Raw genomic sequence first — 13826 nt, forward strand, 5'->3', positions numbered from 1 at the left:
CGGGCCGGCAGCAGGTCTCCGGCCGCAGCCTTTGCCCGCAACGCGCTGAGGTGACTCAGGGCTGGTCGAGCGGTGTGCCGTTGATGCGCCGTTCGACGATTTCCAGCAGGGTCGGGGTGCTCACTCCGAACGAACCGGCGCGACCTTCGTCAAACGCCTCGCGCCACTGCCCATAGCCCTCTTCGTAGGCTGGATCCGGCGTGCGCTGGGCGATGAAGCGCAGCTGGCTGCGCTCCAAGGTCTGGTCGGTCACCGGCGCGTGGGCGAGCTTGGTCATGAAGCCGCTGGGCAGGCCCGGGTGGCGGATTTTCAGGGCATCCAGAGTCACGTGGTAGATGTTGCCGCCACCGAGCGGATGCTGGTCGATACGGTTGATCAGCAGCGTGGGCTGTTCGCCGGCATGCCGGCCCTGGCAGGCCCACAGCTGGCCGACGGCGAAATGGTTCGGAGTGGGGGACTGGGTCATGGGGTGCAGGTCCGCAGGCGGAGAAGCTCGATCATGCCGCCAATGCCGCTCGCGGACTTGTCCGGATCTGGCGGCAACCGTGGCTGGCAGGTGCCCAAGGACAGGAGAGGCGCAGCCCCGGGCTGGCTAGAATGGCCGCCATCCTGCTTGCCTGCCGATTGATCCGATGCGTATCGACCCTGCTGAAATTGAAGCGCTGTTCGACGCGATTCCCAGCGTGCTGTTCTTCGCCAAGGACACCCAGGGCCGCTATACCCACGTCAACATGACGATGATGCAGCGGCTGGGAATGAAGTCGCGCAGCGAGGTGATCGGCAAGCGCGCCGACGAGGTGTATCCGGCCGGGATGAGCGAGGCCTATGTCGAGCAGGATGCACGGGTGCTGGGCGGCGAGGTCATCGAGAACGTGATGGAGCTGCAACTGCTGGCCAACCGCCAGCCGGGCTGGTGCCTAACCTGCAAGCGGCCGATCATCGAGCACGGAAAGGTCGTCGGCTGATCGGCATATCCCGCGATCTTGGCCAGCGCGGTGGGCTGGAATCCCAGTACGAGCCGTTGCGGCTGGCGCTGGAATACCTCAGTACGCACTACGCCGAGAACGTGCGCATGCAGACCCTGCTGGATATCACCGGATTCTCGCTGTCCAAGCTGGAGCGCTCGTTCCGCAAAGTGTTCCAGATGACGCCGCAGCAGGTGCTCACCCGCCTGCGCATCCAGATCGCATTGCACCTGCTGCACGGCAAGGACAGCGTCGCCAGCATTGGCCAGGCGTGCGGCTTCAGCGACCAGAGCGCCTTCACCCGCAAATTCAAGGCCGAAGTCGGCATGGCGCCGCGGCAGTACCGGGCGTTGATCGCCGAGCGGGCGCAGGCCGCAGAAGCGGACGCCGGGGACTGAAATATTCAGGCGGGAAGGCTGCGAGCGGGTGGCCAGGTGCTGGCAGTCACCCTCTAATCCAGATGTGTGCATGCAACGCAAGTGCAACTCATGGCTTTGTTACAAAGCGATCATCCTCGAGACAGGATGGTAGCTCCGATGGACAGGGCCACAAGGCAGCGGGCACGGTAGCGCGGGTTTCAAAATGATCGCCGTTCCACAGCAGGAAGCCGGCATGGGCCAGATAACCGCCGTCGAAGGTGTGCGCGTCTTCGGGCAAGGGGTTGTCGGGATCGGACTCGACGATCCAGCGTGCCACTGGCACGGTGTCCAAGCGGGAATCATCGAGGAACGGCCCGCCTGCGCTTAATTGTTCGTAGCGTTTCAGCGTTTTTTCTCCCAGCACTTGCTGCGGTGGCGTCAGTTGTGTGGTGACGTCTTCGATGGGTTGTCCGGCGACCTTGATGTAGGCGCGCAGGCCGCTGCCTACCCACTTCTGGCGGAAGTCGGTGCAGGTGGACTGGGCATTGTTCTCGAGTGAGCGGATTGGACTGCGCTTCAATAATTCGCAGCCGATCTGCGTCTGTATCAAGTAGCCGGTAATGGCCGGGTTATCCGATTCGAAGGTGCGAATCCACATGGATGAGCCAACTGGCGCGACCATGCTGATGCGGCGATCGTGTCGTCCGGTAACACGAGGAATCACAATCATGCCGCCGATGGCTTGCTGCACCGTGTATTGCCACACATCCGGCGTGGCGAGGAAATCGGTGGGCGGCAGGGACAGTGCGAAGTTGGCGATGTCCTCCGGTAATTCTTTGAGGTCGATGTGTGTTTCGGGCATGGATATGTCCAGAGAGGTCATGCCATACAAGGGAGGCGTGCTGGAGGGAGAAATGGCCACTGCGACCGAAGTAGTGGTTTCCTTGGCATGGGGTGTTTTCATGCCGGAAGGGGAGGCGTAACCGCCCGATGAAAACAGCAGGGAAGGGATACCGGCAATGTGGTAGAACACTATCCTTTTCATGGTCAATGTCCCCTGACATGCGATGTGTGAGTTTGCTGGGGCTGCTCAATAGAGAGTGAGGGTTGCGTGGCCTGTTCCTGCAGTCGTCGCAGACCGGTGTCGATGGAGGTCGCGACCAGCTCGGCTGCCGAAACTGGTATCCGTTCCGCCGCAGGGTCATTAACGCGGCCCTGAATCAGAAACATCGTTTCGCCTGCGGCGCGGCTGGCGGTGGCGTTGCTGGTCACGATCTGGTCCACGCGGGTGATACCTCTGGCCTTGGCTTCGAGCAACAAACCCAGGCCATGGGCTTCGGCACGTTCGGCATGAAGGCCACCCAGCGCGTGCAGATGGGTCTCGATCTGCCGCAGCAGCGCATGGTCGGGATGGTGCTGCAGTCTTGGGTCGTTGGCTGGGCTCAGGGGCGTACGGGTATCGATATCTCCCTCCAAGGCTTGCACTGGTGCCACCGACGTCAAAACATATTGCCAGCGGGTTTGTCCGGGCGTGCCGCGCACGGTAGCGACGAAGGCGTCGTACTCGTCATTGCGGATGGTCTGGCAGCCGGCGGAATCGGTGTTGTACAGGCCACCCCGGTGAAACTTGAATGTGTTGTTGAGGGAATGCACGCCCTGAACATCACGGGAATCGAACCAGCCATCGCCGTTGCTGTCACGCTCCACACGATTGGCTCCGGCTACTATTGCCGCTGGGCTGGGCCGTAAGGAAAATTCATCGGGGAAGCGCCTGCGCGGGTGTGTGGTGGCCAACATCTCGGTGGTCCCCTCAGCCAAGCGCCCGAGATCGCGCACCTGATCTGCGTTGACATCGTTCCCTTCGATCTTGCGATGGATCACGTTTTCATAGCCGGCGGAGGTCGGCAGACGTGGTGCCTGACGGCGTGTATCGGAATAGATCCGGTTACCGTCGCTGCCGGCGTGATGGTCGTATTGCGCTGTCGGTTCGGTGGTTGCCTTGTGGAACTCGCGGGCGTGGCGACTCCCATTCGCACCAGTCCACAGCACCACGATGCGATCGTCGTAAACTCCGTTGCCCTGCGAGTTGGGGGCACCAGCAAGTGATGTGCCTTGTGTGGTGCGGTTTTCCTGACGCAATCCAAGAATTACCCTGTCCTGCCTCGTCAATGCTGCGCGCGCCGCTTCATTGCCGCGGGTGCCAATGATGCTGGCATAGACATCATGTAGTTGCGTTTGCGTCAGGCTTTTGGTCTCCTCCGGTTCCCGAAATCGGGGCGGAAGCCGCGCGTGCGCCATGCGCTCCAGCAGTGGCTGCAGGAGCACGGTATCTGCGGAGGGAATACCGCCTGGCTGGCGCAAAGCGGCAAGTTGCGTTTCCGCGCGAACCGCCACGTAGCGATCCATTGCTTCCTGGATTACCGGTGGCTGCTCTTGGCGCAATGCTTCCAGGTGGGCAGCGGCATCGCGGGCACGGCCTTGCTGCAGCAGCGTGACGACTTCATCGGCTGACGTGGTGATATCGAACTCTGGCATGTCCGTGTCCTTGAGTCGGATGGGCGGATCAGGATCCTTCGCGTGCTGTTATGCCATGGAGTCACGGGCGGTTTCTGTAGGGAAAGTCCCCGTTTCCGTGTCTTCACTGGCCGGTGGTCATGCTCCCGCGCAGGCAGTTCGGCAGGCGGAAATCTCCATCCTGGAACAAAAAAACCCCGCCGAAGCGGGGTTTTGTTTTACTCAGCTGGTCAGCCGGTCGAATCAGGCTTCGACTTCATCCTTGTACGCATCCACCGGGATGCAGGCGCACATGATGTTCTTGTCGCCATAGACGTTGTCCACGCGTGCCACTGGCGGCCAGTACTTCTGCAGCTTGAGCGAGGGCAGCGGGAAGGCGGCCAGTTCGCGCGGGTAGGCGTGGGCCCACTCGCTGGCCGACACCTGGGTGGCGGTGTGCGGGGCGTGCTTGAGCGGGTTGTCCTCGCGGTCCAGTTTGCCGTCTTCGATGGCCTGGATTTCCTCGCGGATCTGGATCATCGCGTCGATGAAACGGTCCAGCTCGTGCTGCGATTCGCTTTCGGTCGGCTCCACCATCAGCGTGCCGGCGACCGGGAAGCTCAGGGTCGGGGCGTGGAAGCCGAAGTCGATCAGGCGCTTGGCCACGTCCTCGGCGCCGATGCCGGTGGCCTTCTCCAGCGGACGCACATCCAGGATGCACTCGTGCGCCACCAGGCCGTTGCGGCCGGTGTACAGCGTCTTGTAGTGCGGGGCCAGACGGGTGGCGATGTAGTTGGCGTTGAGCAGCGCCACCTGGGTCGCCTTGCGCAGGCCGGCGGTGCCCATCAGGGTGATGTACATCCAGCTGATCGGCAGGATCGAGGCGCTGCCGAAGCTGGCCGCGCTGACCATGCCGACCGGGCCGTTGTCACCGAGCTTGCCCGGCAGGAACGGGGCCAGATGCGACTTCACCGCACACGGACCCACGCCCGGGCCGCCGCCGCCGTGCGGAATGCAGAAGGTCTTGTGCAGGTTCAGGTGCGACACGTCCGAGCCCCACTTGCCGGGCTTGGCCACGCCGACCAGGGCGTTCATGTTGGCGCCGTCGGTGTACACCTGGCCGCCGTGCTGGTGGATGATCTCGCAGATCTCCACCACCTCCTCCTCGAACACGCCGTGCGTGGAGGGGTAGGTGATCATCAGCGCGGCCAGACGGTCGCTGTACTTCTCGGCGTTGCGGCGGATGTCCTCGACATCGACGTTGCCGTTGCCATCGGTCTTGGTCACGACCACGGTCATGCCGCACATCTGCGCCGAGGCCGGGTTGGTGCCGTGCGCCGAATCCGGGATCAGGCAGATGTCACGATGGCCTTCGCCGCGCGAGCGGTGATAGGCGCGGATCGCCAGCAGGCCGGCGTACTCGCCCTGCGCGCCGGAGTTCGGCTGCAGGCTCACCGCGTCATAGCCGGTGCATTCCACCAGCATCGCTTCCAGCCCGTCGATCAGTTCCTTGTAGCCCTGCGCCTGATCGGCTGGGGCCAGCGGATGGATGTTGGCGAACTCCGGCCAGGTGATCGGGATCATCTCGGCGGTGGCGTTGAGCTTCATCGTGCAGCTGCCCAGCGGGATCATCGTGCGATCCATCGCCAGATCCTTGTCGGCCAGCGAGCGCAGGTAGCGCAGCATCTCGTGCTCGCTGTGGTGCGTGTTGAACACCGGGTGGGTCATGAACGCGGACTGGCGCAGCAGTGCCTTCGGCAGTGCATCGGCGGTGCTGGCATCCAGTGCTTCCACGGTCGCTCCCGGCATCCTGCCTCCCGCGACACTCGCGCTGTCCTGCGCATCGTCCACGATATTGGCGCCGAACAGCTGGCCCAGCGCCACGATGTCGGCGCGGGTGGCGGTCTCGTCCAGGCTGATGCCGACCGAGCCGGCATCGATCACGCGCACGTTGTAGCCGGCGGCCACGGCCTTGGCCTGCAGCGCGGCGGCGTCCACGCCGGTGATGTGCAGGGTGTCGAAGAAATCATTGCCCACGGCCACGCCGGCATTGCGCAGCGCGGCGGCGAGGATCGCGGCCAGGCGGTGGGTGCGGCGGGCGATGCGGGTCAGCCCTTCCGGACCGTGGTAGACGGCGTACATCGAGGCCATCACCGCCAGCAGCACCTGTGCGGTGCAGATGTTGGAGGTGGCCTTCTCGCGGCGGATGTGCTGCTCGCGGGTCTGCAGGGTCAAGCGGTAGGCCGGATTGCCGGCCGCATCGACCGACACGCCGATCAGGCGGCCCGGCATCGAGCGCTTGTAGGCGTCACGGCAGGCCATGAACGCCGCGTGCGGGCCGCCGAAACCGAACGGCACGCCGAAACGCTGGCTGTTGCCAACCACGATATCCGCGCCCCATTCGCCCGGGGCGGCGATCAGGGTCAGCGCCAGCAGGTCGGTGGCCACCGCCACCAGGCCCTGGCGCGCATGCACGGCCTCGGCCAGCGCCTTGTGGTCGCCGATATGGCCGAAGGTGTCCGGGTACTGCAGCAGCACGCCGAACGCATCGGCGGTCATCGCCTCGGCCGGGGTGCCGACCTGCAGCGCGATGCCCATCGGCTCGGCGCGGGTGCGCAGCAGTTCCAGCGTCTGCGGGTGCACCGCGTCATGCACGAAGAACAGGTTGGACTTGGACTTGGCCGAACGCTTGGCCAGGGTCATCGCTTCAGCCGCGGCGGTGGCTTCGTCCAGCAGCGAGGCGTTGGCGATCTCCATGCCCGTCAGGTCGGCGCACAGGGTCTGGAAGTTGATCAGCGCTTCCATGCGGCCCTGCGAGATTTCCGCCTGGTACGGGGTGTAGGCGGTGTACCAGGCCGGGTTTTCCAGGATGTTGCGCAGGATCACGTTCGGCGTGTGGGTGCCGTAATAGCCCTGGCCGATGAAGCTGCGCAGCACGGTGTTCTTGCGGGCGATGGCGCGGATCTTGGCCAGCGCTTCCACTTCGGTCAGCGACTCGGGCAGCGCCAGCGGCGCCGGCGACTTGATCGAGCCCGGCACGATGGCGTCGGTCAGCGCTTCAAGCGAGTCGTGGCCGACCACGCGCAGCATCTGCGCGATTTCGGCATCGTTGGGGCCGATGTGGCGCTCGACGAAGGCGGAGGAATGTTCGAGGTCGCGCAACGAAGGGGTGTTCTGGGTCATGGCTGACGTCCGGAGAAGGCGTGCGGGCAAAGGCGGGGTGGGCAAGGCCCGCACCGGCAGACCACAGCGCCGCGCAAACGGCGCCACAGCCGGCAAGCCGGTGGCGTGTCTTGCGCCCCTCTGTCCTTTTGCCTGAGAGTTTGGAAGCGCCGCGACGAGGATCGTGTGCTTCTTGCCCCTTCGGCGCCGGTAACCCGGTCTCTCCAGAGTTTTGTTGCAGGTGGTATCGGGCCTGAGCGATTACGGGCTTTTGCGCCTTCGGCAGCGGGGTGAGCCGCTTCTCCCACCGTGTTACGTACAGCGCGCCGATTATAGCCCGGGGCAGACCCGCGCACCGGCTTGGATTACCATCGGCATCCCGGTGTTTGGGGCCGCGCCCCGTGCCCGGCGGTCTTGAAGGCTTGATCTCGCTGAACGATGCGGAACCAGACCGATACCCTGAGTCCGTCATGGCCGTGTCGCATCGCCCGCGCCCGGTCCTGTTCATCCCCGTTTTTGTCCCGCACCGGTCGCCGGCCGGTGCGTTTTCCGGTTGTTGGAATCCATGCAAGCAAGCAAGCAGGTCTCGCTGCGCCGTATCGCCGTGCTGGTCGGCGGACTGTCGATGTTCGGTCCGTTCGCGATCGACGCGGTGTTCCCCGCCTTTCCCCACATCGGCGCCGAGCTCGGTGCCGACAAGCTGGCCATGCAGCAGGTCATCAGCGTCTATCTGCTGGCCTACGCGTTGATGAGCCTGCTGCACGGCGCGCTGTCCGATGCGCTGGGCCGCAAGCGGGTCATCCTGGGCGGGCTGGCGGTGTTCATCGGCGCCTCCATCGGCTGCGCGCTGGCCACCGACATGGCCACGCTGCTGCTGTTCCGTGGCCTGCAGGGGCTGTCGGCCGGCGTGGGCTACATCATCGGCCGCGCGGTGATCCGCGACCTGTACGACGGCGACGACGCCCAGCGGCTGATGAGCCAGGTGTCGATGATCTTCTCCATCGCCCCGGCCATCGCCCCGATCATCGGCGGCTGGCTGCTGGGCTGGAGCAGCTGGCAGGGCATCTTCTGGTTTCTGGTGGCGTTCTCCAGCGCGCTGCTGCTGATCACGATGATCTGGCTGCCGGAAACCCATCCGCCGCACGCGCGCCTGTCGCTGCACCCGGCACGGCTGCTGCGCGATTACCTGGGCATCGCCCGCAATCCGCGTTTCCTGCGGCTGGCCGCCGCCGGCTCGCTCGGCTTCGGCGGCCTGTTCCTGTACATCGCCTCGGCGCCGGCTTTCGTGCTGGACCTGCTGCACCTTAACGAGCGCCAGTTCGCCTGGCTGTTCATTCCCACCATCGGCGGCATGGCGCTGGGCGCCTACGCCTCCGGGCGCGCGGCCGGCCGCATGGATGGCGTCCGTGCGGTACGTATCGGCTATGGCTGCATTGCCGTGGCCACCCTGTACAACATCGGCTACAACGCGCTGGCCCCGCAGATGAGCGTGCCGTGGGCGGTGCTGTCGCTGCCGCTGACCTCCTTCGGCGTGGCGCTGATCTTCCCGATCCTGAGCCTGGCGATCCTGGACATGTACCCGCGCCAGCGCGGCACCGCCTCCTCGATGCAGGCCTTCAGCACCCTGCTGACCAACTCCGTCATCGCCGGTGTGCTGTCGCCGCTGCTCAGCCGCAGCGGGCTGTGGCTGGCCATCGGCGCCGGGCTGTTCGCCGTCGCCAGCGGTATCGCCTGGAAATGGGAACGCCGCAGCCTGCGCGCGCAGCGTGCGGCCACACATTCCTGAGGCGCCACCGCCTCGTCATCCCGATAAGGGACAATAGCCGCGCCGCCATCACCGGCGGCCGTTCAAGAGCACACACCGATGTCGATCCAATCCAAGGGCCGCCGCGAGGCGAAGAAGAAGCTGGCCGAGCGCGAGCGCAACCAGGCCGCGGCCAATCCCGAACCCAAGGCGAAAGTCGAGCCGCATGCCGAATTGCGCGACCAGCACCGCACGCTGCTGGCCGGCATCGTCCGCCGCGACGGCGAATGGGTGCTGGGCATGGACGGCAAGATCGCCGGCGAGACCCCCAGCGCCGCGCGCGTGCTGGCGCTGATCATGCGTGCGGCCGAATGGCACGAGAACAACAACACCCCCGTGCGCCTGATGTATTCGGATGCGCTGAAGGACGCCGCCCACGCCGAGGCCGCGGAGCAGGGCATCGACTTCGACACCTACAAGCGCAACCTCGCCGCCGAGCTGGGCGCAGGCGCCAAGGGCACCGCCGGCACGCATTGAGCGGCCATCGGCCCAGCGCGTGAATCACAAGGGCGTCGCGAGGCGCCCTTGTCGTATGGGTGGCAGGGCGGGCCGTGAATCATGCAAACGGCGCCGGAAGCCGGGGCAGCATCACTCCGCTGCCCGTGAGTTCTCCCGAACAGCAAAAAGCCTTAACGGAGTAGCTCGGAAACTATCCGGAATAGCAAAAAGCCTTAATTGTTCAGCTCCGAGCTTCTCCGGAGTAGCAAAAAGCCTTAACGGACCAGCAAAAAGCCTCATCGGAATAGTTCGGCGTCTGATCGGCGCCGGAGCTGGTGGACAACCCCGCCCAGACACCCCGCCAGCCGAGTAGCCGGGTAAGGCCATCGGCCGCACCCGGGGGCACACCGCAAGGCAGGCATCGAACAAGTCCCGGGTGCGCGTTGCTTACCCGGGCTACTCGCTGCACCTCCACCAGGCGCCGGGTTGCCGGTGGCTACGGGTCGGGGAGTGACCAACCGGAATGTCCGGCGGAGGGACGGAGGGTCGTAGGCTGGGTTGGCTCCATCAACCCAGCATCGCAATGCACGTCAAAGGCGCTGGGTTGTTAGGGCTAACCCAGCCTACGGTACTCGGCCGACCGAGCAAAGCGCTCCGCGTGCCGGGCAGAAAGCTCGGGACTCCGAGCAGATTGCTCCACCGCCCGGGCAAAAAGCTCGGTGCTCCGGGCTCGGGAGCTCGGCGGCCCGAGCAAAACGCTCCGTGCGCCGGGCAGAAAGCTCGGGGCTTCCGAGCAAATTGCTCCGTCATCCGGGTAGAAAGCCCGGCGTTCCGGGCTCAGGAGCTCGGCGGTCCGAGCAAAATGCTCCGCGCGCCGAGCAAAAGGCCCGGTAATCCGAGCAAATTGCTCCTTTGATCGAGCAAAAAGCCCGGCGTTCCGGGCTCAGGTACTCGGTCGTCCGAGCAAACAGCTCCGTGCGCCGAGCAGAAAGCTCGGGACTCCGAGCAATTTGCTCCGTCGTCCGAGCAAAAAGCCCCGCGCTCAGAGCTCAGGAGCCCGGTAGGCTGGGTTGGCTCCATCAACCCAGCATCGCAAAACAAAACAAAGGCGCTGGGTTGGTGGGACTAACCCAGCCTACGGTCCTTGGTCAATTTGGTTATGTCTCAATTGGGGATGTGAACCTTTTTGCTTTCGTTAGAAGTTTTATGCGGCTAACGATGGCTCCATGATCATTAGGTAGGTCAAGGTAGTCATGTGCCTCAGAAAGCGATCTGAAGTAGTTTCCGTTATTTATTAGGAAAAAGACAAGTGAGCGGAAGAATGTCTGGAGATGGAAGCAGTTTGTGCGCGCCTCAATCTGTTCTTTTGAAGTGTGGACGACTGAGTTTCTGAATTCACGCAAATGCTCAAGAATTTGTTGTTGGTATTCGTGATCAGTGAATAGGAATGAACAGCGTTTCACGAGAAGATCATAGTTGGCTTGATAGGGCGTGACGAGTGACTCCAGTGATGTCCATAGTCGCAGGAAGGCAGAGCTCGGGTCTGGCTCATCCAGTGCTCGTGCATAGGATACGATTGAGTCGCAGATTGGATTTTTATATTTAGTGCGCGAGAGGCGGTTGAGGATTATTCTGGTGTGGCGGCCGTACTGGGAGTCAGGTTTTGGTTTGAAAATTCTTACGGGTGAATAGTTATGTTCAAACCAATTCATTGTTGAAGCGCTCTCGCCGCTTTTCTTGTGGAGTGTGTGGCAGTTGCCAAGTCTTATCGAATTGATAGGTCCGCGCCCTGAGCTAAATAAAGAAACCTGCATGTACGGATTGACGAACATGCACCAAAGCCCTCTTAGTAGATCGATTTCATAAAGGCCACGGTTTGCGGCTTCAGCTTCGCTCTTGGCTAACACTTCAATCGATATTGGTGTATACGAGCTGGGCTCTTCGATTGAATTCTCTATTCTCTTGTTTTTATCCAGGATTTCTTTGTGGCTTGCGAATTTTTTCGGTAGTCCAGAGTGATGGAATCGAATTTTGTTTGAAATAACTTTGATGGACTCGGTGCGTGTCAATGATGGTGTCGAAATAGATGTAACTAATACATATTTCTCACTTTTTTTTGACAGAGAGGTGGTGAGTGAGTTGTTTATGGCTTGAATGAATGAGGCTGGCGTAATTTCAGGTTTGGCATTTGAGAGGGCGGTCCATATGAGGTTGGTCTTGTCAAATGGCTCACATACGGCAGGGAAATCTAGCATTGAGTGCAGTACGCCAATATGCTGTTGCAACTCCAATCCGGAGAAAGACGCTCCTCCCTTATCGTTGATGGTTCTTTTCTCAGCGATTCTCTGCAGGATCGGTGTTGGTTTGAATCTGTTAGTTTTTTTCCAGGAGATTGGCATGAAAGCTAACACTCATTGGGCCGCACAATCGCGGGATAGCGCCGATCATGGCCGACTTGAATGTTGCTGGCAATCCTCGAGACTTTCCTTGTGTTTCATTGGATTGAAAGATCTGTAGATAGCGGGCGCGTGTTTTGTGCCTGTTTTTATGCGGCAAAAAAGACGGCGTAACGATTACACCTTCAGTTCGCCAGCCTAACCAGACTGCGGTGCAGTCGGTGCGCTCGATATAGCCGGAGGACTTCGCACAAAAACAAAAGGCGCCATAAAGGCGCCCTTTGTCTTCAATCCACCCGCAAGTTTTATTTCGCAGCGGTAGCCTGGGTTGCCGGTGCGCTGGCCGCGGGCGCCTGCGCGGTCCAGCCGCACATCTGGCCTTCGTTCTGCTGCTTGAGCCATTCCTGCAGCGGGGCGAAGTATTCCAGCATCGGGCCGGCGTCGAGTTTCTCTTCGCCGGTGAGTTCCTTCAGGGTGGCCTGCCACGGCTGGCTGGCGCCCTTGCTCAGCATCGCCCAGAACTTCTGGCCGGCTTCCTTGTTGCCGTAGAAACTGCACTCGTTGAGCGGGCCGGTATAACCGGAGGCATCGCACAGGCCCTTGTAGAACTGGTACTGCAGGATGCGCGCCAGGAAGTAACGCAGGTACGGGGTATTGCCCGGCACGTGGTACTTGGCGCCGGCGTCGAAGAACTCCTCGCCGCGGGCGGTGGCCGGGGCCACGCCCTGGTACTGGGCCTTGAGCTCCCACCATTTCTGGTTGTACTGGTCCGGCTTGATCGAGCCGTCGAACACGCCCCAGCGCCAGCGGTCGATCATCAGCCCGAACGGCAGGAACGACACGCCGCTCATGGCCATGCGCATCTGCGCGTTGATGGTGGCTTCGCGGCTTTCCTGCTGCGCACCGACCAGACCGATGGAGTTGAGGTACTTGGGCGTCATCGCCAGCACGATGGTGTCGCCGATGGCTTCATGGAAGCCGTCGTTGGCCCCGCCCTGGAACAGCGGCGGCAGCGGGTTGTAAGCCAGGTCGTAATAGATGTGGCCCAGCTCGTGGTAGATGGTGGTGAAGTTCTCTTCGGTCGGGGTGATGCACATCTTGGTGCGCACGTCCGGGCCGATGTCCTTGCCGTCGCCGCCCATGTTCATGTCCCAGGCGCTGGCGTGGCAGACCACGTTGCGGTCCAGCGGCTTGATGAACTGGGTGTTGGCCCAGTAGCTCTCCGGCAGCTTGGGCATGCCGAGGGACACGTAGAAGTCCTGCGCGCGCTCGGTCATCTGCCGGGCGGTGGCCAGTTCGGCCTCACGCTGGGCCTTGAAACGGCTTGCCGGATCGCTGCCGCCGGCCTTGGCCAGCGCCGCGCTCAGGTTGCCCTGGTACTGCTTTTCCAGCGCGGCGGTGATGTCCAGACTGCCGGCATTCGGGTAAGGCGCGGTCATGTCCCACAGGTTGCTCCAGTCCTGCTGCCACATGTTGCCGGTCAGGTGCGCGGCGATCATGCCGCCGCCCACTTCGGCCTTGTCCTTGCCGTATTCCTTGTCCAGCTTGGCGCGGGTGTAGCAGTGGACCTGCTCGTACAGCGGCTTGACCTGTTCCCACAGGCGGTCGGTTTCCGGGCCAACCTGCTCGGCCGGCATGTCATAGCCGCTGCGCCACATCTGGCCGGCGTCGCTGTAGCCCAGCTCGCGGGCGCCTTCGTTGACCAGTTCGACGAAACGCTGGTAGCTGGCGCGCGAGGGCACGGCGGTGGAGTGCCAGCCCTGCCAGGCGTCGAGCTGCTGGTTGTAGTCGCGCGAGGTGGCCAGCACCTTCTCCAGGTCGCCGAGCTGGCGGCAGTTCCTGGCATCGCCTTCGCCCACGCAGTAGGTGCCGGCGCCGTAGTCGCCTTCCAGCTTGGTGGCGATGCCGGCCAGCTCGGCCAGCTTGGCCGGATCGCGCGGGGCGGGCATGGCGGTCATCAGCTTGAGCAGGCTGATGGCGCGCCTGGTGTCGGCGCTCATCGGCTGGCCTTCGTACTGGTTGGCTTGCTCGATCCAGCCGTTGAGCGTGGTCAGCCAGCGCTCGTTGGCCTTGGCGGCCACACGCGCCGAATCGTCATTGATATAGGTGGAGGACAGCCACTGCGCCGAGGTCATCTCCGGGTACATGGCCTTGTATTCGGCATTCACGCGGGCGATGAACTGGTCGGCGCTTTCGGCCGGGGCGGCGG

The 13826-nt window shown here is 62.9% G+C and carries 8 protein-coding genes, 1 pseudogene and 1 riboswitch; of the genes and pseudogenes, 3 read left to right on the top strand and 6 right to left on the bottom strand.

The window, feature by feature from the left end; translation table 11 throughout:
* Positions 1-55: 55 nt before the first annotated feature.
* Positions 56-466 carry a hypothetical protein gene (locus JCM9942_RS04300; protein WP_054657886.1) on the bottom strand — a complete coding sequence of 137 codons (411 nt, stop codon included), beginning with the start codon at positions 464-466 and terminating at the stop codon, positions 56-58.
* Between the two features lie 166 nt (positions 467-632).
* Here JCM9942_RS04300 and JCM9942_RS04305 point away from each other — a divergent pair.
* Positions 633-1363: pseudogene (locus JCM9942_RS04305) on the top strand (AraC family transcriptional regulator).
* A gap of 88 nt (positions 1364-1451) precedes the next feature.
* Here JCM9942_RS04305 and JCM9942_RS04310 read toward each other — a convergent pair.
* The 3 genes from JCM9942_RS04310 to gcvP form a co-directional block, all read right to left on the bottom strand.
* Positions 1452-2357, bottom strand: coding sequence for a hypothetical protein (locus tag JCM9942_RS04310; protein ID WP_145974294.1), 906 nt, complete (start codon positions 2355-2357; stop codon positions 1452-1454).
* 14 nt (positions 2358-2371) lie between these two features.
* Entirely contained in the window at positions 2372-3859 is a 1488-nt protein-coding gene (locus JCM9942_RS04315; RefSeq protein ID WP_054657890.1) for an XVIPCD domain-containing protein, read from the bottom strand.
* A gap of 222 nt (positions 3860-4081) precedes the next feature.
* The gene (gene gcvP, locus JCM9942_RS04320; RefSeq protein WP_054657892.1) at positions 4082-7000 is read right to left on the bottom strand and encodes an aminomethyl-transferring glycine dehydrogenase; all 2919 of its coding nucleotides are present in this window, start codon (positions 6998-7000) and stop codon (positions 4082-4084) included.
* A 110-nt stretch (positions 7001-7110) separates the two neighbouring features.
* Positions 7111-7217: riboswitch (glycine riboswitch) on the bottom strand.
* A gap of 327 nt (positions 7218-7544) precedes the next feature.
* Here gcvP and JCM9942_RS04325 point away from each other — a divergent pair.
* On the top strand, positions 7545-8765 hold the full coding sequence (locus JCM9942_RS04325) for a multidrug effflux MFS transporter (RefSeq protein WP_054657898.1): 1221 nt from the start codon (positions 7545-7547) through the stop codon (positions 8763-8765).
* Between the two features lie 78 nt (positions 8766-8843).
* Positions 8844-9260, top strand: a complete 417-nt coding sequence (locus JCM9942_RS04330; protein WP_054657894.1) for a hypothetical protein — start codon at positions 8844-8846, stop codon at positions 9258-9260.
* 1118 nt (positions 9261-10378) lie between these two features.
* Here the strand turns inward: JCM9942_RS04330 and JCM9942_RS18820 are convergent.
* Both JCM9942_RS18820 and JCM9942_RS04335 read right to left on the bottom strand, forming a co-directional pair.
* On the bottom strand, positions 10379-11620 hold the full coding sequence (locus JCM9942_RS18820) for a HEPN domain-containing protein (RefSeq protein ID WP_145974293.1): 1242 nt from the start codon (positions 11618-11620) through the stop codon (positions 10379-10381).
* Between the two features lie 302 nt (positions 11621-11922).
* Positions 11923-13826: M2 family metallopeptidase (locus tag JCM9942_RS04335; RefSeq protein ID WP_054657896.1), on the bottom strand; the 1904-nt coding region annotated here is incomplete at its 5' end.

Origin of the sequence: Stenotrophomonas pictorum JCM 9942 (assembly GCF_001310775.1) — a bacterium.
In the GTDB taxonomy this organism is placed as follows: domain Bacteria; phylum Pseudomonadota; class Gammaproteobacteria; order Xanthomonadales; family Xanthomonadaceae; genus Stenotrophomonas; species Stenotrophomonas pictorum.